The organism is Brevibacillus panacihumi (assembly GCF_003710985.1).
Taxonomy (GTDB): Bacteria; Bacillota; Bacilli; order Brevibacillales; family Brevibacillaceae; genus Brevibacillus; species Brevibacillus panacihumi.
Genome location: NZ_RHHT01000058.1, coordinates 1 through 26,918, shown reverse-complemented (window position 1 = coordinate 26,918; position 26,918 = coordinate 1). Strand labels below are relative to the sequence as shown.

Sequence of the window (26,918 nt, the reverse complement as noted above, 5' to 3'; positions counted from 1 at the left end):
ACTTTTATTTTGCCAAACACATACAGTAAGGAACATAACAAAAGAACCGGAATCGATAGAATGCCTGTGAGATAGAGTAGAGCTTGATAGTATAAAGCTGCATTTCTATTGTCCAGCATAATAGCAAAAAAGAGAATAACACTTGTGCTGACGATTAATAGCAAACCCACGCCAAATCGAGAAGTTGCTTTTTTCTTTTCTAAAATTCTTAAAGATACTGGCTCATTTTTCATATAGAAGATCTCCCGCCCCTGTTTACTTTTTAACAGCATGTCGCTTTATGTTGAACTGCGGAGCGAATCGGCCGGGCTATGCCTGGAAGTATTTGTTGCTCACCATTATGATATGCTTCGTCTGAGGAACTGTCTATCGCACTATTTGTATTTGTTCGATGAATTTGACAGGAATGTTTCGAGCTCCAAGATCGGTTTAAAAATCACAGCAATACCGCCGTTCGGCAGACTTAAGCGCATTTTTCGCCGATAGACCCGTTAAGCGGAGCTTTATCATAAGGAAGGGAATTTTTGTAATTTCCCTCCTGTGGAAGCAAGAACGATTGCATCCTACGGCAGACAAACCAACTGATAAATCCCCTAAGATTGAGCATCCTATAACGTAACTTGCAAACACAACTCGTATGTGGAGGATAAGTTATGGGAACATTGCAATATTATTTGAAGAATCGCGCGGAAGAGACACCAGATGTCATGGCTTTTCTGTCTCCTATGGGTGATTATTCATTTAAGGAATACAATGAACGGGCGAATCAACTGGCACATTACTTATTGGAGTCAGGCATAAAAAAAGGGGATCGTGTCGGGATTCTTTGCAAAAACAATCACCCTTATCCAACCATTTTAATGGCGATTCTTAAAATTGGGGGCGTTGCTGTTCCGTTAAATTGGCGGCTTACAGCCTATGAGATGGAGAAAATTATAAGAATTGCCGAACCAAGGGTCGTATTTTATGATGAGGATTTTGCTCCATCACTCTCTCTTGTGAAAAACGAAATAGAAAGGCTTGTTTCTGTCGGTCAAAAGATGGATGTGACCGAAGAGTTTGCTGCCATTTTTCAGCATTACCCCACAACAGAACCGGCTGTTGACCCCCTGGTGGAAGATGATTTGGCTCTAGTGCTATTTACCTCAGGAACAACTGGCATGCCCAAAGGCTGCATGATTGAACATGGCACCTATGGTCGGATTTTCAATCAGTTCCATCGGCGGCTGCAGAGTGGAAGGCGATTTTTGGCGATCCATCCCCTTTTTCATATGAGCAGTACAATGAACATCATAGGCAGTGTCTATCATGGAATGACCATGGTCTTTATTACAGATACAGATTCCGTCTCCATTTTAAACACCATTCAAGAAAAGAAAATCAACATGATGTTTGCTTTTCCATCCGTATATACCTACATGCTGGAAGAGATGAACAGGAAGAAATGGGATCTTTCTTCATTGGCTGGCGTCAGTGCCGGCGGGACTGCAGTCCCTGCTGGACTGATTCGTCAATATTTAGCCAGGGGTATCCCGATGATCCAGGGATATGGCAGCACGGAAGCATCCATTATTAGTCATTGGGATCCGAGCATGGGGCCAAATACAGCGGACTCTGTCGGTAAAATTGTAGACCAGGTAGAAATTAAATTTGTTCATCCGGACACGGGGTTGGAAGTAGCTACTGGGGAAATAGGGGAAGTGGTGGTCAGAAGCCCCTATCTATTCAAGGGGTATCTTGACAACCCGGAGGCGACGCAAAAGGTATTGAGGGATGGTTGGTTGTACACAGGGGATGCTGGGCGAATGGATGAAAATGGTTTTCTGTATGTTTCCGGACGTTACAAGGATATGATCGTTTATGGTGGGGACAACGTGTACCCAGGAGAAATCGAAGACGTGATTCACAAAATAGATGGGGTTCTGGAAGTGGCTGTCATTGGAGTCCCCCACCCAACCATGGGAGAAATGGCTAGGGCTTATGTGATTAAAAACGACCACTCACCATTGACAGAAGCAGATATTATTCAGGAATGCAGCAAAAGGCTGGCGGATTATAAAGTACCGCAGGTTGTCATCGTCGATCATCTGCCGAAAAACGGATTAGGGAAGGTTATGAAGCATGTTTTGAAGGAACAGGCTTCCCAGGCTGATCCAGTATCCATGAAGTAAACAGCCACACAGTCGTCGTTTCAAACATTTTGTATCGCTTTTGTCCAATTTGACCAGAGGGAGATATTCATCATGACCACCAAGAATCCAACACAAGTAACGAATGATTTTATTAAAATCGTATCAGAGCGCCGTTCCATAAAAAAATACGATCAAGCAGTAAAAATCAGCAAAGAAGAGATGACAAAAATCCTTGCATTAGCTACAACGGCTCCTTCTTCTGTAAACATGCAGCCATGGCGGTTTCTTGTGATCGAAAGCCCGGAGGCAAAAGCAAAACTTGCTCCACTGGCTCGTTTCAATCAAACTCAGGTTGAAACATCATCAGCGGTTATTGCTGTTTTTGGCGATATGAATAACTTTGAGAAATTCGAGGAAATCTACGGTGCGGCTGTAGAAAAAGGATATATGCCGTTAGAAGTGAAAGAACGAATACATACATCCTACTCCGGCTATTTTGAAACGATTTCAAGAGAAGAAATGAAAGATGTTGTATTGGTGGATGGCGGTCTTGTCTCTATGCAGATCATGCTCGCTGCCCGTGCTTATGGCTACGATACAAATCCAATGGGAGGATTTGAAAAAGACAAAATTGCTGAGGCTTTTGGATTGGATAAGGAACGTTATATTCCCGTTATGTTGATCTCTATTGGTAAAGCGGCAGATGCGGGACATCCATCAGTACGCCTCCCTATTGACCAAGTAACGGAATGGAAATAATAAAGGATTCGAAGTGAAGCACCATACAGCTTCACTTTTTTTGTCCCTAATAACAGACCATAAGAGCAAGAATGAAGACGAATGGAAGGCCGACTACTTGTTAAAATGGGTCCAACAAACAAGTAGGGGGAAGGAAAATGAACAAAATTCAGGAATTCAACGACTTGCATACATCAAACGATCTACTGTTTTTGGGAAACGCATGGGATCTGCTCTCCGCTTTAACACTTGAAAAGGCAGGATTCAAAGCAATCGGAACAACTAGCTGGGGAATAGCCAACACCCTGGGACTGGCAGATGGTGAATGGATTGATTTCGACAGACATGTAGGGATCATCAAAACGATTGCAGAAAATGTGAAAGTTCCTGTTTCCGCGGATATCGAGGCCGGGTATAGTGAAGACATAGACCAAATCATTAAAAACGTGTTACTGACAGCAGATGTCGGGGTTGCTGGTATCAATATTGAAGATTCATTGAAGCAATCGAATGGATTACGAGAGATTTCACAGCATGCCAAACTCTTGGAAAAGATGAGAATAGCGTTAGATCAACACGGTTATAAAGGATTTTATATCAACGCCAGAACAGATACTTATTTTCAAAGGCCAAACCCTCTCATGGAAACACTAGAACGAGCAAAAGCGTATGTTGAGAGTGGCGCTAGCGGGATATTTGTTCCCGGCTTGATCGACCATGATGAGATTAGAGAAATTGCCATGAATATCAGTGCTCCACTAAATATATTGTCATTACCTGGGGTAACGAATTGTCATAAGCTTAAAGAACTGGGTGTGAGACGTTTCAGTTTTGGCAATGCGCTGTCTGATAAAGTGATTGCTTATATTGAAAAGAATGCTGCTGAATTAGTAAAGAGGATGGATACTTCCCATTTGTATGAGAACGAGAACTAGCGCAGAAAGGACCGTGGAGATGCATGGTGACCAGTATCAATCTTTCGTTTGAGGAGATGTGGGAGAAAATCATCGCTTGTGATCATAAATATGATGGGCTGTTTTTTACGGCAGTTAAAACAACCAAAATCTACTGCCGTCCTTCCTGCAGATCGAGGAAGCCCAAAAAGGTGAACGTGGATTTTTACCATGACATGCAAGAGGTTGAAAAAGCTGGTTATCGCGCTTGCAAAAGGTGTCAGCCGGAAGTGGAGCATTCCCCGAATGTCGGGGTTGTCCGAAATATTATTACGTTTTTAGTCAATCATTATAAACAAAATTTGGTATTGCAAGATATAGCGGATCAGGTTGGTCTAAGTCCCTTTTATTTGGAACGCTTATTTAAAAAAGAAACCTCAGAGACTCCACGCACTTATTTGGAAAAAATACGCATCGATAAAGCCGCCCATCTTCTGAAATCCTCTACCCTGACGAACCTTGAGATTTGTTATGAGGTTGGGTTCCAGAGTCCCTCCAATTTTTACAAGGTGTTCCGAAGCCTGAAAAACTGTTCGCCTAGTGAATATCGAAAGGCACTCCTAAAGGATTGATAATGGCCGAAATAGGTAAGCTGCCTGAGAAGAGCCCTCGAATGATCCGTACTGTAAAAGCGGTCGCTCAGGGGCTTTTTTTAATGCGGCGCATAAATACTAGAAAGATGAGGAAAATTGAACATGAGGGGATTTTGCAGGATGATTGCTTGGCTCAAAAAATAAAAGTACAATGAACATGGGCGAGAGATAAGACGCTTTTGCCTAAAATGTAAGGATGATCGTTGTTGGATGAAAAAACAGCCCAATCCGAATTAGCCAGTCATGTAGGCAGGGTACTGAGAGAGGCATTTGGGAAAGGACCTCAGATTATTCATGTAAGTATCCGCCGGCCTTTTGTTGTGTTTTACATGAAAGGTTTTTTATCGCCAACAGAAAAGATACTTCTCGAACAAGATCAGGTCTTTTCGATCCAGCATACAAGAGACGTGCTTATGAAGACAATTATTCCTGAGATTAAAGCCTATACCTCACTTATCGCGGGTATCCAATTTCGGGAATTTTATTATGACTGGGGACTTCATAACAGCTCTGGAGTTTTCGTAGGGATTGAATCGGATGAAGACGATTTCGAAATCAAAGAGGATGGTTATTCTGGAAAAGAAGAATTTCACCAGGAGATCGAAAATATAAGCCATCTGGTTCAAAAGGCGCCGGAAGAACTATATTCCTTCATGATTAACAATCGAACGATTCTAGTGATCCGCAATGGCATTCTGGTCCGTATAGAGAAAGAGTTAATTCGATTGGGACTTGAGGGCAACTTAAGGCTGGCTAAGAGAAATCTGGAAAAAAGATATTTGCATAACAACAACCATTTTCAACGAATCTTAAAAACGGAAATTGTTGATGTTTTTGCAGACTGGGACTTTCATCTTGATAAAAGTATTTTCGTTTTTATCATAAATCCCAGTCAATAAGATGGTATTAATGAGCCAGAGATAACGCTGGACATAAGCCTAAGTAAAAGTTGTGTATAGCAGCTTTTATTTAGGCTTTATTTATTTTGTTTCCGTTTCGTTGGGAGGAACAAAATTTTCAATCATGTTACCGATTCATAAGACGAACAAGCAGGGAGTGGTACACTTTGAAGCTTAGTTACAGTGGGAATCAAAATTTCTCGGAATTTTATACAGCGAATCAGAATGCGTTTTACGAATTGCTCAAGTCAAAAGGTGAAGAGCTATTCCACATAATGAGAGATTCAGAGGAAATCGACCTGGAGTTGATCCTTGAATCTGCACTCACAGTGGTGCGCATGATAAACGAAAAAAATGAACAAGGCTTAATCATGCATGCCAAGGAACACGGCAGGAATTGGGCGAAATACAATTTGGATCTCATGTTGAAGCTTGAATGGATTCAAATTTTGCGCAAAAGTTACTGGGATTTTTTGTATCACTACTATAAACATGCAGAAGAAAACCAGTTGGAATTTTTTGAGCTTGAGCGGCACGTAAACTATAATTTCGATTCTTACTTAAAACATTTTGGATCCAGCTATTTAGTGAATAAAAATGAGGTTTTTCAATCACAACGCGAGGCTATCGACGAGCTGTCTTTGCCTGTTATTCCCCTTACTGATAAAATTGCGGTACTTCCACTTGTAGGAGCCCTGGATACGCTCCGAGCCAAGAAAATAGAGGAGCACGTATTGGATAAAATTTATCAGCTAAAAATAGAACAAATCATCATTGATTTATCAGGTGTTCCCTATATGGACATGGCGATTGTGCCCCATCTGATTCAAATTGCGAATGGAGTTGCCATCCAGGGATGCGAAGCGGTTATTACCGGTATTCGCCCTGAGATAACCAATACAATGATTGAAGTAGGCATTACGTTACATGAAAAAGTGACGACAATGGGCACATTGCGACAAGCAATTGAGGAAAATAGTAAATAGCTTCTGTCATTTCTGGATTTATTGGGCGAAGAGTGGGAAGCCATTGTGAACTTATAAGCTATAACCTTGCTTAATTTGAATAAAATGATTAAAATAAGTTTGGGCAAAGGATATAAAAGCTCTTGCCTTATATGATTGCGTCAATACAAGACAGATTCAGATAAGAATAATGACCAAGCTTTGGCAGTAATGAACCAGAGAGAGCGCTGGACATAAGCCTAAATAAAAGTTTGCGGAAGCAGCTTTTATTTAGGCTTTTTCTATTTGCATAAAAAGGAAATCTCGATATGACCCGTGGGTAAAGCGATAAACGTGGTTTCGGAGGATGTACAATACTATTGTGCGATATCCTGACAATGAAGGTAAAGCCGATGCGGGTTTACCTAGACTGAGGATGAATTTTTTGAGTAAATATGAACCCCATTTCCAAAATGAAATTGCAAGCCATATAGGAAAACTGCTTAGAGATGCTTTTGGGAAAGGCCCTCAATCCATTTATGTGAGTATCCACCATCCCTTTATTGTGATTTATTTGCGAAATTTTGTAACGCCAACCGAAAAAATACTATTGGAGCAGGGACAGATAAGCGCTGTCAAGCATACAAGGGACTTGGTGATGAAGTCGCTCATTCCCAAAATCAAAGCTTATCTGTTACTGTTGACAGGAACGGAACTATTGGAATTTTATTACGACTGGGAATTACATAATCATTCCGGAGTGTTTGTTGGCCGGCAATTAGAGGACCCCAAATGGATCGTGGAATCGCTGGAAAGGTATGAAGGGAAAGAGGAAATCCATCGTGAGCTGGAACGTATCAGTGAACGCGTGCAAAAAAGACCGGACCAAATATTTTCTTACATGATCAATAAACGAACACTTCTTGTCGTGCGTAATGGCATCCTTATAGATGTAAGTGCAGAATTGATCCGACTTGGTGATGAAAAAAATGTAAGAGAAGCGTTACATAACCTCGAGAAAGAGGAATTGCAAAATAACTCACGGTTTCAAAAAATATTACATGCAACGATTGAAGATGTTTTCGTCGACTGGAATTTTCAACTTGATAGAAGTGTGATCGTGTTTATTTTACGTCCGGTTACATTCTAAATTCGGAGGGATGTCTTGGGTGATGAAGCCATTTCCGGGCTCACGCGATGGTTTCCAGCCAGCGCGGTGAGCCTTATCACAAATAAATGGATTACGAATCTATATAGAAGGGACGGAAAAAAGTGGAATCAGCGCAGGGAGTGGACATGCTGGAGCGGGTACGGAACATATGCAGGCCGTTGCCGGAGGTGGAGGAGTTAATTGATGGTTTCGGTCATCATGTGTTCAAGGTAAAGGGGAAATCGTTTGTCATGATGAGTGAGAACGATGGCGTGCCTGGCCTTTCCTTAAAATCCGATAAGGAGCAGCAATACTTGCTTCTACAGAAAGGCGGTTATGTCAAAACGCCTTACATCGGACACCATGGCTGGGTTTCGCTTGATCACACGGCTGTTCCTGATTGGGACGAGTTGGCTGGCTTGATCAAGGAAGGGTATCTGCTCGCAGCACCCAAGCGGCTCGTAAAACAGGTGCTTGAAGTAGAGTAAACGGTGACAAGGCGCAGTGGGGCAATGTCGCTTTGCCCAATCAGGCCCTACCTGGAATTGACGTGGCAGTCCTGAAGGAACTAATATTTCGAACACATCACCAGACGTTACCTAACATTCCTCTCAGGAATCGCTTCCTCAAACGGAGCAGCTTCCTTCCTCTTTCTATGAAACACAATTCCAAGTGAGATATGAGCGATAAGGGTGACCAGCCAAAATGCCGGGATAAGAACAAATGGAAATGTGAATCCGAAAAGATTTGAAAAAAAGACTACCATCATGATTACTGCGGATACAATATATAAAACATGAATATACATCGGAACAACCTTACGAGCCATAAGGAAAAATAACAGGATTCCTATTCCCCAGAACAAATTAGCCACATCAATCCTTGACTCTACAATTTGGAATACGGTCATTTGAATTTGTTGGAGAAGTTCCCGCTGTTCGTCTCCAGCAGCAACACTATACCTCTTAGCCAAGTCCATAGAGGCCGTCCAATGGAGATTTCCTGCCGACATGGGAATGAAAAACCCAACCCCAATGGCCGACAAGAACGTACTTTTCATGGGAAATTGTTTTCGGAAAAGTCGGGCTAATGCAATGAAGAAAACGGCAACAGATCCCCACTGCAAAATAATGGCGAGTCCTGCCAGATGTAGCCCCAGAGGATTTTCTGCCGCTGCAATCATGAAGGACAGCTCGATGGGGGCATTACCGCTTGCGTTCACTAACAACCCGATGGAAAGAAACAGAAGGAGGGCGGGCAGGGGTAAAAGAAACATCCACCTCGAAAGAAAAGTCAGCCATCGTTTTTCTTCGGTTACTTCCATTTATATTTTCCTCCAATCAAATGTGGATTTTTACCTGATTATCGTAATGCATTGTATCCTGGAATAAAATGATACCTGAGTATAATTTTTATTCTATGGGGGTTATGGGAATGGTTCTGCGATCCATAGAAGATCAACGAAACAGTTCGATTCGAATGCGGGAGCGTCAACAATTTGAGGAATTTCTCCGACAGAAAACAGACGAATGTCAAGTTGGCGGGTTGTTGTATCTCCAGGGCATCAGCGGGGTAGGTAAAACTATATTATTGGACCAATTCTCCAGCATTGCGAAGGAATTGGGTTTTGAATGGATTTTATTCAACGGGAAAGATTCCATGCATTCGGAAGGTTTGCTTGTTCAGACCTTGTTTCGAACCTTGGGTAAGGATGACAAACAAGATGCTGTACTGGTAATGGAGTCTCTCCAGCAGGCTGCTTCCATGATGAATGAAATCGCAAAAAACAAATCCGTCGTTTTTGCGATAGATGGTTACGAATATCTATTGGCTCACGATGTATTGATTCGACAGTATCTTATTTCTACATTAGAGGCACGTGTACGGGTGATTATAACGAGTACGCAGATGTTTCCAGCGCATTGGATAACCGATTTACAACCGAAGCGGCACATTACATGTATGAAAGTCGAGCCTTTTTCCTATGAGGAGGTGATGACTCTCCTCTCGAATTATCACCTGGAGTTGAATACACAAGATACGATATGGAAAATTACCCGCGGTCATGCCCTCTCCATTGCCTTGGCACTTTCTATGATCCAGTCGAATTCAGCGTTGTCATTGGAGCAAATAAAAGCTGGTATTACAAACGAGATGAGTCGATATTGGTATCGGGGCATCCCGAACAGTAAGCTTATGGACTTGGTTGCCGTCTCCTCCTTATTGTTTCAGTTCAATCAAGAAACATTGGAGTATGTATTGCAGGAGGAGATTCCGTCTTCGTTATTCCATCAACTGACGAGTTTACCTTTTTACCGATCCCAGGCAAAGGGTTGGGACGTCCATGATCTTGTAAGAGAAGCGGTTCAAACCGATTTTCAACGCAGGCAGCCGAACCTTTACCGTGAATACATGAAGCGGTGTGCTTTTTATTATTATCATCTGTTAAAGACTTCTTTCCAGAAACAACCCGATGGACTTATAGAGGAGTTTTATCATTTTTATTACTACACAGGGAACGAGAGTTTACGAGACCTCTATTTTAAAGGCAAGGTACAATCGACAAACTATTATGAATGGATGAGTCCGTCGATGTATGAGGAAGTAGAGGATTATATACAAAGGCGCAAACAAACGGTGACCGTTTCTGTTGAACAAATAGAATTGGACGGTATGACGGAGGAACAACATGCAACACTGATCGGCAATGAGTTGCACTTGATTAACCCTCGGGAACTTCTTGAGTTTGGCAGCGATAGTGTTCGTATACTAAGGAATGAGAGAAAGGAAATGATCGGTTTATCGATTGTGTTACCGATTCACCGATATTTCGAATATTTACTTGAGCAGCCCGTCATACGCCATTACCTTCATGATGATTCCCAGACAGCATTAGACGGAACAGAAGGATCCAAATGGTTTATTCGGATGATAGATTCAATTGTTCCCATGTCCGACGATACAATCCGCTCGGATATTTTAAAATGCTTTTTGTCGTACGTAGGACCCAATCGTCTTCTCGTTATTTCGACCGCTTTCCCTGGACTATCCACGGTACTTGAAGGGATCGGATTTCAACGAATTTCCCACCTCACCCATTATGATTTCGGCGAGGATTTTCCGGCATCTACCTTCGTACTGGATTTGCGGGGTAATCACTTTTATTCTTTTTTGGACAATAGAATGGAGCAGGCGGGGTACACCTTGCCGTGTTCGAACATATACGCTTTAACGAGACGGGAACAAGAGTTGGCGGAGCTTATATTAACTTGTAAAACCAATGAGGAAATTGCGAATGAATTGCACATTAGCGTAGTCACTGTTAAAAAACACATCGGCAATATATTTCGAAAGACTGGTGTAAAAAACAGGGCCCAGTTTATACGTCTCATGCTGGAGAATTAAGGGTTTCCCATCGATAAAAATCAGAATTTTTAAAAAGTGATTGTATGGCTGTGGGGGAAATGATATATACTGGATGTAGACTGCAAAAAATTGGAAGTATGATGCGAAACAAATATCCAAACGAGGGGGAAGAACATGAAAAAGGTAATTAATATCGCGGCTGCTCTCAGCCTTGCCGTTCCGCTTATGAGCGCATCGATGGTATCAGCGGCGCCTGCACCAGCCGTACATGACTACAACAAGGAAATCCAGGTGAATCAATTCCGTCCACATGGCGGGGACCAAGCGGAAGTGCAAGGCTTTTTTGCGGAGTTTGTTAAGAATATTGCGAATTCAAAGGAGTTGGAAAAGCTTCTGGCGGCTGATTCTCAAACGAGAGCAGCAGTGCAGGAATACCTAGCGGGCCTGTCGCAATTCAAGGAAGTGAAGGTCGTAGAAGCGAAGGTAGAAAAGCTGTATACAGTCGCTGATTACGATGCTTTCACCAACTATCGTGCCATTGCCAAATTCAAGTACCTCGGCTACACGAAGGACAATAAGATTATCGAAAAGACGGATTACATAGGAATGGCGAAGCTGGGCAAGGAAGCAACGGATTGGAAGCTGTGGGGACTGGTTTGGCAGGATACCGGAATCGATGTCTCGGATGTGAAGCTGTTCCAGCTCGAAAAGCCGGCCAAGGGTGAAGAGATCTGCGTCATCACAACCGATGCAGGAGTGATCAAGCTGAGGCTGTTCCCCGACAAGGCTCCGAAAGCAGTCCAAAATTTCAAGGAGCTTTCGCAAAAGGGCTTCTACAATGAGCGTTTGTTCCACCGCGTGATCAATGATTTCATGATCCAAATCGGCGGCAAAGAAGAAACGCCGGAGGAAAACGAGACGATCTTTGGCGGCGCGTTTGAAGATGAGTTCAACCGGGACCTGTTCCACTTCAGAGGGGCGATCAGCATGGGGAACGAAGGACCGAACTCCAATACCAACCATTTCTTCATCGTACAAAGTCCGAAAGTAGATCAGCAGTACCTGGATCTGGCTGCACTGCCGTTGAATGCGGAAGCGAAATATCAGGAGATTGGCGGCCGCGCCTATCTGGATAACCGTCACACCGTATTCGGACAAGTATTTGAAGGAATGGAAGCAGTGGACAAGATCGCTGCTCAGGAGACAGATGAGAACGGACTGCCGCTTAAGGACGCGATGCGTATCTTGAAGATTGAATTTGTAAAATACGAATAATGGATAAGGAGGGGCTTGGCACGTGGTGTCGAGCCCCTCTTGACTCCATACGTTAAATCGGCAAATAGACGGTGAACACCGAACCTTCGCCTACCACGCTTTCCACCTCAATCCATCCCCGATGAGCAAGGATGTTTTGCCGCGCAATCGCAAGTCCCAGACCGCTCCCTCCGCTGGGACGAGCTCTGGAATGATCCGCCCTGTAAAATCGGTCGAAGATATGGGGCAAATCCTCTTCCGATATACCGGCTCCGTTATCTTCAACCCGGATTCTTGCATAAGGCTCCTGCTGATTTGGCAGGCGCACGGTTTCCACATGAAGGCGAATTTGTCCGCCGGGACTTGTATAGTAAATGGCATTGGTCAGGATGTTATACAGCGCTTGAAGAATGCGGGATTTTTCCACCGAAACGGGAATAAACTCCTCCTCGGCGTGCATGGAAAGCTGTATTTGCTTATCCTCGGTCATAAACAGGGTCTTCGAAGTTACATCCTCTACCAGCGCAACCAGGTTCTCCGTTCTCGGGTGCAGTTCCGTCATACCTGATTCGAGCCTGGACAAATCCAGTACCTCATGGACCAAACGAGACAGCCGCAATACTTCATCGAGCAAAGAAGCTTGCTTGGCGGCAGAAAGTGGCGTTCCCGTCTCATGTGCCAGCTCCAATTCCCCTTGAATGATCATCAACGGAGTTTTCAGTTCATGAGCGACATCGGACATCAGCTGCTTTCGGGTTCGTTCCGCTTCGGCCAGCGAATCGTTCATTTCTCGAAGAGCCTTGGCGATCGCTCCGAATTCATCTTTCCTTTGCTCAGGAAAGACTGCTGCATCGCCACCTGCTTTGATAGATTCGATCCCTGTGATCATTTTGCGTATTGGGCTTGTCAGTCTCCACGACAACAAGATGATAGTCAGCAGAGCTGCGATGCAGGTGAAAAGCAGCGAAGAAATGCCGATATTGGGCAGCATTTCGTACCACATTGTCTTGAACTCGTAGGTCTTGTACTGCCTGTCGTTCATCACGTACAGCCTGCCGACCCTCTGATCATCCACGTTAAGCGTAAGCTTGTAGCCATCCTTGAGAAGTTCATCCACGCTTTGTTTTCCTTGCTGGTACAAGATTTCTCCATCCGCAGACAAAGCAATTTCGGCGAAGGAGCCGGAATTTTCAAACCCTGCGCTGCCGACACCTTCCCAAGAATCCCCGTGGTTTCTGTAATATTCTTCGAACTCCTTCTTCAAGGCTTCAAAGTGTTCCTTATTCTCCAGATAGGCAAAATCGCGGAAAATATAAAACTGGACATGCGTGACGCCAAGCAGAAAAAGCATGACAAACACGAGCAATACGCTCATCGACAGGATCAGCTTGGTTCTAATTTTCATGTTCGGCACCGAAGCGATAACCGAATCCGTAGACCGTTTGAATATATTCGGAGGACCGGCTGTCGCTCCCTATTTTTTTTCTAAGCTTGCTGATATGGGAATCCACCGTCCGTTCGTCGATGATAAATTCCTCCTCGAAAGCGTGCTGCAGCAGCTGCATGCGGCTGTACACCCGACCGGGCTTCGACGCCAGAAGGTGCAGGAGCTTGAATTCGGTCGGAGTGAGGTGCAGTTCCTGAGCCCCTTTAAACACCTGGAGACTGTCCTCATGAATCGCCAGTTCGCCTCTTTGCAGAACGCTTCCGGATCCGTCACTGTCGTTTCTGTTCATTCGTCTCAATAGGGAACGGATTCGAGCGGAAAGCTCTCTCAGGCTGAAGGGCTTCGTCAGATAATCGTCCGCACCCATTTCGAGGCCGATGATTTTGTCGGTTTCCTCCGATTTGGCCGTAACCATGATGATGCCTGGAGTCCCAATCTGTCTGAGCTGCCGGCATATGTCCAGTCCGTTCATTTGCGGAAGCATCCAGTCCAGGATCACGATATCCGGTTTATGTTTCGTAAAGAGCTGCAGGGCAGTTTTACCGTCCAATGCTGTCTGGACATCGTATCCTTCTGTCTGAAGGAACGATTCCATGAGCGATGCGATTTTGCTTTCATCCTCCACGATTAGAACCTTGATCCCCATTCCAACACCCCAAGCATTTCCATTTTGATACCCACCTAAAAGGATATCGAAGCCTCCACAATCTGTATAGAGGTTCACCACAAGTTCGCAACATTTTGTTGATAGGATAGCAATCAAAGAACTGGTTGAGGAGGATTTACACATGAGTTACAAATTATCGATCAAGAAAAAGCAGTTGATCATCATCATCCATGTGCTGTCGGTGATCTGCTGGCTGGGTGGAGCGATGGTCATGCTGCTGCTAGGCACCTATATGCTCAATTCAGAGAATGGTGAGCAGCTTTATTACACCGTGGAAAATTTGCATTTGATTGATGTCGTGATGATCCGGTATACCGCTCTTGTCACGCTGATCACGGGCATTCTATTATCCGTTTGGACGAATTGGGGACTTCTCAAACACTATTGGATCGTGATTAAGCTGATTTTGACTATATTGTTGATTTGTTTCGGGATCGCGTATATGAGCAGCTGGTTATCTCAATTGGTAAGCATCGTCCAACAGGGGAAATCTCTTGCGCTGAGCGATGCCGCCTTTCTAAACACAGCTTACTCATTAATTGGAGGAGCAATAGCCAATATCGTCGCGCTGATCTTCATGACGGCAATCTCTTATTTCAAACCGTTCGGCAAAATTGGCAAAAAGGGTCAGAAATCAAAATCGGGTGCGGCCTGATGAAACATCGAATGACGAGGAGTGGATATCATGTTCGAAACCATAGCCAGCCTCATGTTTACGGTCGGTAAGACCTTATTGTGGGGGATCGCAAGCGTCGTTGCGACAGTCCTTCCTTACTCTATGACCAACCGAAGCTTATATAAGAAGAGAACCGTCTTGTTCAGGGTGGCTGGCGCTGCGATTTTTCTGAGCGCTGCTTGGTACGTAACGATCGCGCTCCTATTCATCAATAGCGGCTGGCCGTTTGTGGAGGGCACGGTTAAAACACTCGTACCACTGACGTTGGTTCCTCCATTATATCTGGCGGTAAAGGTACTCCCTCGGTTAAAAAGCCTGCGGGATTCCGAGGGGGAACCATTGACACCGGAAACGCTGCGCACGGTGACTCATCCTTCCGTACCGCTTTCCTTTTATGCGGCAGCGCTCACCTCCGGCATTTCCGCTTTCAGCTTCATCTTTGCACAGCCGGTTCTACCCGGACCGGTTGAGATTGCCCAGCGGTTCATTTTGGTTGTGCTCATCTTGCTTGTGCCAGCGATTTTTGTAAGACGAAGGTACTTGAAGGTGATGCGAGGGGAACAGCTTTCACACAGGCTTGCTGTCAGGCTGCTACATCTCCTTTTTGCAGGCATTCTTACAGCCGGAGTAGCAATCATTATTCTTGTTTCAAACGTACTGGTGGGAGTGAACACCTCCAAGCTGCCGGAAGCATCCGATATGATGAATCACGACTGGATTGACGAAGGAGGTGGCACGCCTACCCGGATGTCCAGCGGTACCGATCATCACGGTCAACATCAGCAAGCCGGTCATCAAACCGGTCATCAAACCGATGCCGTAGAAGTAGCTGCTCTCACAGGAAATATAACGGATCCTCCGGATGTGAAGTTTGAACTGGTGGCACAGCGGAAGGAGGTAACGCTTGCTTCTGGGGCCGTCATCGATGCCTGGACCTATAACGGGGAAATTGCCCCCGAGCTGAGGGTGAAGCATGGCGATATGATCGAAGTGAAGCTGATCAATCAAGATATTGATAGCGGGGTTACGATTCATTGGCATGGCTATAACGTGCCGAATGCGATGGATGGCGTGCCGGGCATGACCCAAAATGTCGTGAAACCGGGACAATCATTCACATACAAATTTCGAGCCAAGCAGGAGGGCACCTACTGGTTCCACTCTCATCAGCAAGCATCGGAGCAAGTGATGAAGGGGCTTTTCGGCACACTGATTGTGGAACCTGCACAGGAGGTTGAGGCCAATGTTGAACAATTCACCGTGATTAACCATCGATGGATGACAGACCAAGGCTATAAAAAAGCATTTGGATACGACGACGAATTGCAATGGAAGCAGGTAAGCCCAGGAAAAACAGTAAAGCTGAGAATCATCAATACGCATAACCTTTCGGAAAAATACCTTCTGCAAGGAACCGAATACCGAATCACAAGCATAGACGGGATGCGGATTCAAGACCCGCAGCCATTGTCTGATCAAACAGCGTTTCGGATTGGTTCGGGCGGCAGACACGACGTGACCTTCACGATGCCCGACCATCCTGTCTTCTTTAAACTTGGCGATTACAATAACGAAAGCAATCCGGGAATCATTTTTTATACCGAGAAACCGCCAGAGAAACCGATCTTCAGAGCGGAATCGACTATGTTTGATCCGTCCGATTACGGCAAGCCTGTGGCAAACGAAGTAACTGCAGACATAACATTCGACCGGGAATTCCTCATGATTCTTGGTAACAAGATGGGATTTTACAACGGCACTCTTCATTTTCTATGGACAATCAATGGAGAGGTTTACCCCCGGGTACCCACTTTCGTAGTTCAGGAGGGCGATAGGGTCAAAACGACGTTCGTGAATAAAAGTTTGGGCGAGCATCCCATGCACCTGCACGGGCATCATATGACGGTTTTGAAGAAAAACGGCGAGACAGTGAAAACCCCTTGGCTTACCGATACGTTAAACGTCATGCCGGGTGAGTCGTATGAGGTCGCATTTCTCGCGGATAATCCCGGGATGTGGATGGACCACTGCCATAACCTGGATCATGCAGCCACTGGGATGATTTTGCATCTCATGTACGATAACGTGCTTCCTTCTTATGAAGTAGGGACACGCTCTGGAAACTTGCCTGATTAGAAATAATTTTTCTTGTCACATTCTGCTGCCCCTCCCCGTCATACCGGTACAAAAAACGAAAGGGATGATTCAAATGGAAACATACGATGTGGCCATTGTCGGCGGAGGAGTCGCGGGATTAACAGCTGCGATCTATGCAGCGAGGGCGGGCAAGCAAGCGATCATCATTGAAAAACAGGATCGCTTAGGCGGTCGAGCGATTACGAATAAGAAAAATGGAGCGTACTTCAACCTGGGAGGGCATGCCTTGTATCGTGGAGATGCTCTGGCTACGTTCCGTGAATTAGAATTGAACCTGCCAGGAAATCAACCTTCCATCGATGCCTATGGGATATGGAAGGGAAAATTAAGCGTTCTGCCTATGGGAGTTACATCCTTATTCACCACCCCTCTCTTATCCTGGAAAGGGAAAATGGAGGTAGCTGCTTGGCTTGCGAAATTAGCAAAGCTAGATACACATCAATATGATCAAATCAGTCTCCGCGAATGGATTGAAACAAATTTGCAAGATCCCATGGTTCGAAATGTATTTTACGCTCTGCTGCGAACAGCAAGTTATGCGATGGCGCCTGATTTGCAAGCTGCCGGGCCAGTTTTAAAACAACTTCAAAACTCCATGCAAGGCGTCCTGTATCTAGATCGTGGCTGGGGCACACTGGTCGATGAATTAAGGAAAAAAGCAGCTGAATACGGGGTGCACTTTTTAATCAAGAACAAGGTCAATCGTATCGAACATGAGAACGGAATGGTGCAACATGTCCTTTGTGAAGACGGAACGAAAGTAAGGGCGAGAAATATCATCCTCACAACTTCGCCAGCGATCGCTCACGAGTTGGTGCCCGATGCAGAAGCAACCGCTCTCCATACTTGGAGGGAACAGGCGATTGAGGTCACAGCAGCTTGTTTAGAAGTAGCTTTGCGCCGACTTCCAAAACCGAAACAACAATTTGTATATGGAATCGATCAACCTGTCTTTCTCTCCAATCAATCGCGCGCAGCTTACCTAAGCGAAGACGGTGCACAAGTCATATCCTTGATCAAGTATCAAGGAATGGAGACAAATTCAGAAAAAGATTTGCAAGACCTGGAACAAACCTTGGATTTGGTGCAACCAGGCTGGCGGGACGAATTAGTTGCCAAACAATACCTTCCCAAGATCACGGTTTGCCATGATTTTATGCATGTCAAACGTCAAGAGAACCCAGGGCCCGCTGTCCCAGAGATTAATGGGTTATATGTAGCAGGAGAGTGGGCTTCCCACGGTGAACTACTGGTCGATGCTGCGACAGCAAGCGCCAAAAGAGCTGTACAGCATATACTCTCGCATGAGGAAATGGAGAGGACCCCCTATGAGCATCGAAACATTGTATAACTTGTACAAAACGCCTCTTTTTTCATTAGCTTATCGGATGCTCGGGAGTGTGATGGATGCAGAAGACATTGTACAAGAAGCCTTTCTTGCCTATGATCAGTTGCCCGATTCTTCTGAGATTCAAAATGAGAGAGCATTTTTATACAAAATCGTTACGAACCGGTGTCTAGACCTTCTCCGATCGTCGGCAAAGAAACGAGAACTGTACGTTGGACCATGGCTGCCAGAGCCTCTGATCGAGAAGAATGCTCTAGGAGCAGATCCATCAGATGCGTATTTACAGCACGAATCCATTTCCACGGCGTACCTTTTGCTTTTGCAGCAGCTGAACGCTGTAGAAAGAGCGGTATTCCTGCTCCGCGAGATTTTTCATTATTCGTATGATGAAGTAGCGGAAATGATCGGAAAAAGCAGTACAAATTGCCGTCAAATCTATCACCGAGCCAAAAAAAGCATTCATTTCGATCCCGATCAGCCCCCTTCGATCTCGATGGCAGAGGAGCAAATAAAGGAGTTTGTGAACTCTCTGATGCAAGGAAATACGAGCAAACTGCTTGAGCTAGTCAGTGAAAATGTGGTTTTCTATTCAGACGGTGGAGGCAAAGTAAGAGCTGCGCAAATTCCGATCTTTGGCTTTGATAAAGTTATCCATTTGCATCAAAATCTGCTCAGAATGTATGAAGGGAAGTATACTTTTTCGTTCCTTACAGTAAACGGGTTGCCGGGGATTGCAATCAAGATGGATGAAAAAATTCAGTATATTTACTCATTTGCTTTTAACAATAATCAAATCCAAACGATCTATGCCGTATCAAATCCGGATAAACTACGACATGTCTAATAATGAATTGCCCACATTCAAAGCTCCTCGTGAAGTCCATGGGCAGTGAAAGCGGTTCGATCCCGCCTGAATATCCCACACGCTTTATTTTCCAATAATTTACTAAATAGGTAATTGACTAACATATTGGAAATTGATAGAATATACAAAAATGTAAATGGTGGTGTCTAAATTGAAAAAAAGTATCTTTTTGCTTCTATCTCTATCACTATTTTCCGTTTCAGCCTTAATCCCAACAAATTATGCACATGCTAATGTTCAAGTTGATCCAACTTTTGACGAAAAGTCTTTTTATGAAGAGCTACAAATAGACCCAGAGGCTAAAAAGGCTTACCAACAACTAAATGATATTTTTGAATCTAAGGAATTTAAAACGATACAAGAAGCACTTAAACAATATGGTGATCTCATTTATTCAGATGAAACTGGTTATCATTTCAAAGAAGGGGCAGAAAAGGAAATTCCAGAAGAAACCTATGTTTTGTTAGAAGAAGTCTTTAATTCTGCTAACGAAGAGTTTACAAATGAAGAAAGAAGGACTCTAGAAAACCGAGTAAGTCCCCTGGGTGTAACTGAGGATTATTATTATGGACACGACGATGATACATATGTATATTCAAACGGTGATTGGGATGTTGGCGAATGGTGGTACTTTAGTGATGACGATACCAGATGGCTAGTTGAAAAATTAGCGATTGCTGCTACAATTTCATGGTTTGCAGGAAAAATACTTTCTCTATTCCCAGCAACCAAGGGTTTAGGCTTGTCTCTCGAAGTTGCATCGGTTCTGTTTGGGCTTGGAGCGACCTATATAGCCAATAAAAATAAAGGTTATGGTATTTACGTCCGAATTTACAGCGGAGGAGTTTACATGCGTGCAAGAACGTATTGAGAAGTATAATTAAAAAACAAAAAACACATGTTGCTAAATTAGATAGCATGTGTTTTTTTAATCCAAAAGAAAATGGCATAATAAAGGGGGAATTCATATTGAATAGCTTGTTTCCATATTTTGTTTTGAGTCTTATGCTTTTAACATATATATATAGCTTTTTAAAAAAAGTAAGCATATTAAGAGACATGAATGGGGCCGTTTTAGCATTTCTCATTTATACAATTACAGACCAGCTCTGGTGGCTTAGTCTTATTGTTTTAATAGCTGCCTATATCTTTGCAATTATACAAACATCCAAAAAAGTCCGATGATAGCTCGAGACCAAACTACCAACCAATAGGAGGCCCGATAATACACATTATGTAAAGTAACGTCCGAGTCCTCATTTTCGGGCGTTTTTCGTCGTTTTCAGCGATTACCGATTTTCGATCCATCCCATTTGTCCACGTAGAGAAGACAAACTGTCCTTTTCCTCCAAAAAACACGATCTCGCTCTTCCTCTGGTTTTCTCTTTGTTCGGATTCCACGAAAAAATGCACGATGCAGCTCGTTGGCCAACCAGAAATGCAGCCATTAAATCCGAATGATTTTTTGAGCATCGGGCTTACTTTTATGCTCCACTACGAAAATCCCGCACTAGCGAAAGTGCGGGATTTTAATCGTTGATTATTTTTTGAGACGTTTAGCTTTCTATTTTTTTCGATAGGTGTCTATCGCCTTACTGATCCGTTCATTAAGTAACGTCAAATCAGGGGGATCGACCGGCTTGTCCTCGAGGTTGAACTTGGTTTTCAGCTGTAGAATTCTCCGGACGCTTTCGTCAATCCTCTCTTCGGACAGCGTGCCATCCGCTACGCTTTGCTTCAGGGCAGCAATCACGTTATCGACATTAGCGTATTCATGGGCAATGAGCACAATATCGGTCCCCGCCTGCACCGACAGAACAGAGGCCTCTCCGATTCCATACCGCTTCGCAATCGCTCCCATGGTCAGGTCGTCCGTCAAGATGACGCCCTCGAAACCCAGCTTATCGCGTAATTGGCCCGTCACTACCGCCGGCGATAAGGAAGAGGGATGTTGCTCATCGATTTGCGGAAACAAAATATGGGCCACCATAACAGCGTCCGCCCCTTCCTCAATGGCACGGACGAAAGGCTGCCACTCCAGTTGGGTTAAATCCTTCTCGCTCTTATGAATAACCGGCAGATCCAGATGGGAATCCGTCTCGGTATCCCCATGTCCCGGAAAATGCTTCACGACCGGGATGACACCGGTCTGCTTCATTTGCTTCATTACTGCTATGCCCAGGGAGGATACGATATCGGCAGTCGGTCCAAATGAGCGTTCTCCGATAACCGGGTTCTTCGGGTTGTTGTGAATATCGAGCACCGGAGCAAAGTTCATGTTCAAGCCCATTCCCTTTACCTCTTCTCCAAGGATACCGCCGATCTCCCCGGCCGCTTCCTGGCTGTTCCATTGCCCGATTTCCTGTGCATTCGGCAGACGATCAAGCCCTGGCAAACGACTGACTCGCCCGCCTTCCTGATCTACAGAAAGCAGCAGTGGGACAGAATGGCTCTCGTTCCATTGCTTGAGCTGGTTTGTAAAACGAACGACCGAGGCCGGATCGGCCAGGTTATTTTTATAAAAGATAATCCCTCCGACATGCTGTTCCTTAATCAATCTTTCGTCCTCGGCTGAGGCAGAAGTACCTTGTACACCGGCAATGATCATCTGCCCGATTTTTTCCTCCAGCGTCATCTCGTCTATTCTTTCACGAATCGCATCCTTCTCCACGATAGGTGCGGATGGACTCGAAGACGGCTCGGAACCCGCTTCAGGCGCAGGAACAGCCGAAACAGGAGGGGATGGATGGGCAGGAGAGGCCGATTGGTTCCCGGAACATCCGGATAGAACCGCGATGATTAACATCGACCATAAACCTGCTAGCATAGACAGCTTCTTCATGTTGTTTATCACCTGCTTGCCTACATGTATTTGTTTATCATACCATTTTTCGTACTTACAGGGGGTTGCCTATCAAATGCGGGATTTATCCACCGCAACAGGAATAACATCCTCCTTATCGTATAATCCGTGTTTGACGAAGCGCTGAAGTAAAAGCACGAAACCCCAGAAGGAAAAGCAGGAAGATTTGGATTCTTTTACAGTTATATCGTATTGTAGTATTATGGAAGTAAAATTTACCAAATCGATAAGGCTTGGCTTATAAGGGGAACAGCATGAAAGCGATCTTAATTGACGATGAACAGTTGGCGTTAAACTATTTGGAGCATCAGTTAGTTCATATCGCAGATGTCGAAATTATTGGCAAATTTACGGATCCCATGGTCGGCAAGCGAGCCATTGAAAAAAATGAGATTGATATTGTTTTTTTGGATATTCAAATCCCAAAGCTGAACGGCATTGAGTTGGCGGAACAGCTTTTGGAAATGAAGCCTCAATTACAGATAGTATTCGTAACCGCCTATGAGAGATATGCGATTAAAGCATTTGAGCTGAACGCTCTTGACTATGTCTTAAAGCCGGTTGGCAAACAACGTCTGCGAACGACAATGAAACGAATTCAATCCAGGCTGGAGGAACATGCTGCCTTGTCCCTTCAGAAATCGGAGAAATTACATATGAGTTTGTTTCAACAAGTAACGATTGTAGATGGCGGACAGGAAATCCTGCTGCGATGGCGAACGGCCAAGGTGCAGCAGTTGTTCTTATATCTGGTTCAACACAGGGGGAGAGCAGTTAATAAAACGACAATCATTGAGTTGCTCTGGCCAGAGCTTGAACCGGAAAAGGCCTATCATCAACTGTATACAGCTATCTATCATATTCGCAAAACCTTGGCACCTTTTGAAAAATATTTTCGAATTGCCAATATATCAGAAGGGTATCTATTAAAACTAGAACATATCATCTTGGATGTGGATCAGTTCGAGCAATTTTTCCGCTCTGACGCAGTCTTATCTGCGGAGACGATTGGCGAATATGAACAAGCCGTGGCTCTGTGCAAAGGGGATTATCTGCAAGAGCATAATTACGTATGGGCAGAAAGCGAACGTCAAAGATTACAGCTGCAATGGGTGCAAACTGCTTTGAAAATGGTGGATTGGTATTACGCCAATGAGGAAAGGGACAAAGCGATAACGCTATGCTTGGACATCTGTCAGCGCTATCCGCTAGAGGAGGAAGCCTATTTTTACCTGATGAAAATCTTTGCTGACATGGGCAGACATACGTCTGTGCATGGCCAATACGAGCAATTGAAGAATGTGTTGCAGACAGAATTGCAAGAACATCCTAATCCTGCAATTACAGAATGGTATCAACGATGGCAGCAGAAAAATAAGGAATAAACCAGGTGGTTTATTCCTTATTTTGGGATTTGGAAAGTGACGGTCGTACCTTGTTCAGGTGAGCTATCAATCGCTAAGCCTTGGCGATATAGTTGCTTTAGTCGTCTTTCGATATTTCGCAGGCCTACGCTTGCTCTTTTTTTGGTATACCCTGTTTGGTTGAAAAGCTGATTCCGAACTTCCTCTGTCATCCCTTTTCCATTGTCCTGGATAGAAACTTCGCAATACTCCCCTTTATCTTTGATGTGAATCCAGAGCGTTCCCCCGCTTGTACGCTGCATTAAACCGTGCTTGATTGCATTTTCCACAAGCGGTTGAATGGTTAGTGGCGGCAAGCAAAAATCGAGTTCAGGGTCCATATCCCATTCCACCTGCAAACGATCGCCAAATCGCTGCTTCTCAATATATAAATAGGAACGGACAAGAGCGAGTTCATCGTGAAGCGAAATCACGGGATCAGAATTATGAAAGTCGAAGCTTAAACGCAAGTAGTTGCTGAACTCTTCAAGCAATGCCTGCATTTTCGTGAAGTCCTCGAGTCCCAAGGCGGCAATTGAATTTAATGTGTTAAACAAAAAATGAGGCTGGATTTGTGATTGCAGCCATGCTCCTTCCATCCGCAAGCGTTCGTCGAAGGATATTTTCAACTCTGTTAAGGCTTTTACCCTTGCCTTTAAATCCCAAGCATCGACCGGTTTCTTGACATAGTCGTTCGCTCCTGCTTGAAAGCCGGTCACAATATCCTGGGAGCGATTGCGTGCGGTCAAGAGCAGGACAGGCAGTTCCAAAACAGAGAATCGTTCCCGGATGATGCGTGTCAGTTCATAGCCGGATACGTGAGGCATCATGACGTCTGAGATGACCAGATCCACCGCTTTACGTTCCAGTATGGACAAGGCTTGCTGAGCGCTGGTAGCCGTGCTTACTTCATACTGTTCGGATTCAAGCATTTTGCTAAGAATGTTCAGGTTGATGCTGTCGTCATCCACAACGATAATTCTTGTTTTTCTAATAGAAGAAACCGTTTCTGTTGATGCAGGGATTCGATCCGTGGTTGCAGCAGCCATTTCTAACGAAGACTGCGTCCATGCCTGAGCGCTGCTCTCTTCCATTAGAGCGGATTCTGCAGCCAGTGGGAGTGTAAAAGTAAAGGCAGAGCCTTTTCCCGGAGTGGACTGAACCGATAGAGTCCCGCCGTGCAGCTCAACCAACTGCCTGGAAATATGTAAGCCCAGCCCGAATCCGCCACTTGCTCTGATTGAATTCAGCTCCGCTTGCTCGTAAGGTTGAAAAATAGATTGCAGAGCCTTTTCCTCGATGCCAACCCCCGTATCCTCCACCTGAATAGAAGCGAATCCATTAGCGGCAGTCGCGCGGATCGTGATGGTTCCTTCATCTGTAAATTTAATGGCATTATGCACCAGGTTGAACAGAATTTGAATCAACCGGTTTTCATCTCCCCGAACAGAAGGAAACGAATCGTCGATTTCCGCTTTTAAAGCAATCGGTTTTCCGTCCAGCATCAGTCTCGCCATATCGAAAACACCAGCGAAGATGGACTGCAGGTTTATTTTTTTCTCATGCAGGCGAATGGTGTTCTCCTTTAATCGTGTCACATCAAGCAAATCATCCAGCATGAGCGTCAAACGTTTGCTGACATGCAGGAGAATATCCAGCCGTTTTTTGTGTTCTTCATGGAGTGGATTGTCTGTATCCTCGATAATCGCTTGTGTGATATTGATGATGCCGTGCAAAGGATTTCTCAGTTCATGAGACGTATTCACCAAGAATTCATCCTTGCGCTTATCCTCTTGCTGCAATTTCTCGGCAAGCTGTTTCGTCTCGGTCGTTGCCCGGAAAAATCGTCGGAACCAATAGGCCGCAAAAGCAAGTACGGCAAAGATCAGGTTGAAGGGGTAGTGAATCATTTCCAATCCCAGTATGGCATAGACGATCGTCCAGACCACATTAACCCCAACAAACAAGCAAGCGAGCAGAAGAAAGATAATGTCTTCCTTGTCCCGAATGGCTTTCCAGAGTATGTAGGCAGAAATGATGACGGACAGGAGCATCACGATCGATAGCATTCTGCTCATCGCTAAGATCGTTCCAGCGGGTACGCAGAGGATGAACAGTGCGTATAAGCTGCACAAGCCACCGAAACCTTGCAAAATCCTTCTGTTCAGATAAGCAGGAAGCAGATAATGAAACAAGGGAGGTATGAAGGCGACCGCACCAACATAGACGAGATACGTCATCTTCAATGTCCATTCATAATCCAACTGCAGCCAGACAAAGAATAGCTTGTCATCTGCAGTCACTACAATAAAAATTCCACAAATCATGACCAAAGAGAAATATAGCAAGCCTTTATTTCTGGAACCCAAAAAGTACAGGAGCAAGGCATATAAACTATGAATCAGAAACACGACGAGCAAAAATAGCTGCAAACTGATGGACAGCATCGTCCGCATCTGTACAGCTTCTATCGTACCGAAGCGAATAGGTTTTGTGATTCCTCCTGCTCCGGCATCATTGGAAGCATGGATCAGCAACTCTACCTGGCCTTGTTCTGGCGTCAGTTTGACCGTATAGGGAATATTGCGAGCTTGGTGCTCGATGACGCTGGTTGCCGGTTGTCCCGCCCGGGCGACCAACTGCCCATTGGCATAGATGGCCGAGGCAGTTCGAAGCTCATTGATTCTAATGCCAAGTGTCTGTTGCTGTTTCGGATCAAGCAAGATGCGTAATCGATACGTGCCCAAGCGGAAGGTGTCAGGCGTGCCTTGCTCATGAACAAACGCCTCATCCCACCGCTTGGGCACTTGGAGGTACGTCTGTTCCTCAGGTTTCTTCAGGTCGTTCCCCTCTATGAACTGAGAGGGGAAGAACTCCCACTCCCCATCCAATCGCAATGTCTGGTAGTCCGAGAATTCCCACCCGCGTAAATCAAGCACTCCTTTTACAGCCACTGGTTTTTCAGCGTAGTCAAAAGTGGTGAGGAAACTCATCCAGAGTAAGCGAACAGCTGTTACTGCCAGTAGAGCAACAATGATTATTTTCGTTCATTTCCAGGCGACTGTTTTCATTTCATCTAATAACCTCAATTAGTAATAGTAAGGAGCCTCTTAAAGCCCCCATTTTGGGTATAAGTGATGCCCCTCTATGCCTTAGCCGTTTCTCAAATGATTACTTTTCGACAAGATGTTCAGGACACCTTTTAAAAAAAATCGATCGGGTGTTTCGTGATTGATGAACGGGTATCCGGATGGCACGTTCCATCCACAGAAAACATTGACCCGAGCAGAAACGGTCACAATTATTAATCGATTGACAAACAAGATTCAGTTGAGCCCGGTAAACGGACAAAGCTGGCCGGATGTGCCTCCAACTCACTGGGCGTACAAGGACATTGAAGCAGCAACCAAAAAGTAAAGGCAACTCATAACGAAAAAGGACCCATGTATATCGCATAATAAAA

General features: G+C 44.7%; 23 protein-coding genes. 17 read left to right on the top strand and 6 right to left on the bottom strand.

Annotation, left to right across the window (positions count from 1 at the left end):
* Positions 1-233: hypothetical protein (locus EDM58_RS25550; protein ID WP_148039348.1), on the bottom strand; the 233-nt coding region annotated here is incomplete at its 3' end.
* 420 nt (positions 234-653) lie between these two features.
* Here EDM58_RS25550 and EDM58_RS21415 point away from each other — a divergent pair.
* The 8 genes from EDM58_RS21415 to EDM58_RS21380 all read left to right on the top strand — a co-directional run bounded on the left by EDM58_RS21415 (position 654) and on the right by EDM58_RS21380 (position 7,897).
* Positions 654-2,171, top strand: a complete 1,518-nt coding sequence (locus EDM58_RS21415) for a class I adenylate-forming enzyme family protein (RefSeq protein ID WP_122915135.1) — start codon at positions 654-656, stop codon at positions 2,169-2,171.
* Between the two features lie 72 nt (positions 2,172-2,243).
* Positions 2,244-2,891 carry a nitroreductase family protein gene (locus tag EDM58_RS21410; RefSeq protein WP_122915134.1) on the top strand — a complete coding sequence of 216 codons (648 nt, stop codon included), beginning with the start codon at positions 2,244-2,246 and terminating at the stop codon, positions 2,889-2,891.
* Between the two features lie 137 nt (positions 2,892-3,028).
* The gene (locus EDM58_RS21405) at positions 3,029-3,805 is read left to right on the top strand and encodes an isocitrate lyase/PEP mutase family protein (protein WP_122915133.1); all 777 of its coding nucleotides are present in this window, start codon (positions 3,029-3,031) and stop codon (positions 3,803-3,805) included.
* A gap of 23 nt (positions 3,806-3,828) precedes the next feature.
* The gene (locus EDM58_RS21400; protein WP_122915132.1) at positions 3,829-4,395 is read left to right on the top strand and encodes a bifunctional transcriptional activator/DNA repair enzyme AdaA; all 567 of its coding nucleotides are present in this window, start codon (positions 3,829-3,831) and stop codon (positions 4,393-4,395) included.
* Positions 4,396-4,622: 227 nt separating this feature from the next.
* Positions 4,623-5,315: a Na-translocating system protein MpsC family protein gene (locus tag EDM58_RS21395; protein ID WP_122915131.1), complete on the top strand. Its 693-nt coding sequence runs from the start codon at positions 4,623-4,625 to the stop codon at positions 5,313-5,315.
* Positions 5,316-5,482: 167 nt separating this feature from the next.
* The gene (locus EDM58_RS21390; RefSeq protein ID WP_122915130.1) at positions 5,483-6,301 is read left to right on the top strand and encodes an STAS domain-containing protein; all 819 of its coding nucleotides are present in this window, start codon (positions 5,483-5,485) and stop codon (positions 6,299-6,301) included.
* Positions 6,302-6,704: 403 nt separating this feature from the next.
* Positions 6,705-7,409, top strand: coding sequence for a Na-translocating system protein MpsC family protein (locus tag EDM58_RS21385; protein WP_246000947.1), 705 nt, complete (start codon positions 6,705-6,707; stop codon positions 7,407-7,409).
* A 122-nt stretch (positions 7,410-7,531) separates the two neighbouring features.
* A complete protein-coding gene (locus EDM58_RS21380; protein WP_246000944.1) occupies positions 7,532-7,897 on the top strand; it encodes an MmcQ/YjbR family DNA-binding protein in 366 nt (121 codons plus the stop codon).
* 107 nt (positions 7,898-8,004) lie between these two features.
* On the opposite strand, the gene EDM58_RS21375 is transcribed toward EDM58_RS21380, so the two are convergent.
* Positions 8,005-8,733 (bottom strand): hypothetical protein, encoded by a 729-nt coding sequence (locus EDM58_RS21375; protein ID WP_122915129.1) that lies wholly within the window; start codon positions 8,731-8,733, stop codon positions 8,005-8,007.
* Between the two features lie 110 nt (positions 8,734-8,843).
* Between EDM58_RS21375 and EDM58_RS26435 the strand changes: the two genes are divergently transcribed.
* Both EDM58_RS26435 and EDM58_RS21365 read left to right on the top strand, forming a co-directional pair.
* Entirely contained in the window at positions 8,844-10,814 is a 1,971-nt protein-coding gene (locus EDM58_RS26435; protein ID WP_281275095.1) for a helix-turn-helix domain-containing protein, read from the top strand.
* Positions 10,815-10,949: 135 nt separating this feature from the next.
* On the top strand, positions 10,950-12,050 hold the full coding sequence (locus tag EDM58_RS21365) for a peptidylprolyl isomerase (protein WP_122915127.1): 1,101 nt from the start codon (positions 10,950-10,952) through the stop codon (positions 12,048-12,050).
* 52 nt (positions 12,051-12,102) lie between these two features.
* Here EDM58_RS21365 and EDM58_RS21360 read toward each other — a convergent pair whose 3' ends face one another.
* The gene (locus EDM58_RS21360; RefSeq protein ID WP_122915126.1) at positions 12,103-13,434 is read right to left on the bottom strand and encodes a sensor histidine kinase; all 1,332 of its coding nucleotides are present in this window, start codon (positions 13,432-13,434) and stop codon (positions 12,103-12,105) included.
* A complete protein-coding gene (locus tag EDM58_RS21355; RefSeq protein ID WP_122915125.1) occupies positions 13,424-14,122 on the bottom strand; it encodes a response regulator in 699 nt (232 codons plus the stop codon). The genes EDM58_RS21360 and EDM58_RS21355 overlap by 11 nt, the downstream gene beginning before the upstream one ends.
* A gap of 142 nt (positions 14,123-14,264) precedes the next feature.
* On the opposite strand from EDM58_RS21355, the gene EDM58_RS21350 reads away from it, so the two are divergent.
* From EDM58_RS21350 to EDM58_RS21330, 5 genes are all read left to right on the top strand, one after another.
* Positions 14,265-14,798, top strand: a complete 534-nt coding sequence (locus EDM58_RS21350) for a DUF2269 family protein (RefSeq protein ID WP_122915124.1) — start codon at positions 14,265-14,267, stop codon at positions 14,796-14,798.
* A gap of 30 nt (positions 14,799-14,828) precedes the next feature.
* A complete protein-coding gene (locus EDM58_RS21345; RefSeq protein ID WP_122915123.1) occupies positions 14,829-16,955 on the top strand; it encodes a multicopper oxidase family protein in 2,127 nt (708 codons plus the stop codon).
* A 73-nt stretch (positions 16,956-17,028) separates the two neighbouring features.
* Positions 17,029-18,327: a phytoene desaturase family protein gene (locus tag EDM58_RS21340; RefSeq protein WP_122915122.1), complete on the top strand. Its 1,299-nt coding sequence runs from the start codon at positions 17,029-17,031 to the stop codon at positions 18,325-18,327.
* The gene (locus EDM58_RS21335; RefSeq protein WP_342769050.1) at positions 18,233-19,168 is read left to right on the top strand and encodes an RNA polymerase sigma-70 factor; all 936 of its coding nucleotides are present in this window, start codon (positions 18,233-18,235) and stop codon (positions 19,166-19,168) included. The genes EDM58_RS21340 and EDM58_RS21335 overlap by 95 nt, the downstream gene beginning before the upstream one ends.
* A gap of 172 nt (positions 19,169-19,340) precedes the next feature.
* A complete protein-coding gene (locus EDM58_RS21330; RefSeq protein ID WP_122915120.1) occupies positions 19,341-20,060 on the top strand; it encodes a hypothetical protein in 720 nt (239 codons plus the stop codon).
* Positions 20,061-20,753: 693 nt separating this feature from the next.
* Here the strand turns inward: EDM58_RS21330 and nagZ are convergent.
* Positions 20,754-22,031, bottom strand: coding sequence for a beta-N-acetylhexosaminidase (nagZ, locus tag EDM58_RS21315; protein ID WP_246000938.1), 1,278 nt, complete (start codon positions 22,029-22,031; stop codon positions 20,754-20,756).
* 275 nt (positions 22,032-22,306) lie between these two features.
* Between nagZ and EDM58_RS21310 the strand changes: the two genes are divergently transcribed.
* Positions 22,307-23,437, top strand: a complete 1,131-nt coding sequence (locus EDM58_RS21310; RefSeq protein ID WP_122915117.1) for a response regulator — start codon at positions 22,307-22,309, stop codon at positions 23,435-23,437.
* Positions 23,438-23,454: 17 nt separating this feature from the next.
* Here the strand turns inward: EDM58_RS21310 and EDM58_RS21305 are convergent, their stop codons facing one another.
* Complete coding sequence (locus EDM58_RS21305) at positions 23,455-26,448, bottom strand: hybrid sensor histidine kinase/response regulator (protein ID WP_246000936.1); 2,994 nt, start codon at positions 26,446-26,448, stop codon at positions 23,455-23,457.
* A 241-nt stretch (positions 26,449-26,689) separates the two neighbouring features.
* On the opposite strand from EDM58_RS21305, the gene EDM58_RS21300 reads away from it, so the two are divergent.
* Entirely contained in the window at positions 26,690-26,872 is a 183-nt protein-coding gene (locus EDM58_RS21300; protein WP_122915116.1) for an S-layer homology domain-containing protein, read from the top strand.
* Positions 26,873-26,918: the final 46 nt, after the last annotated feature.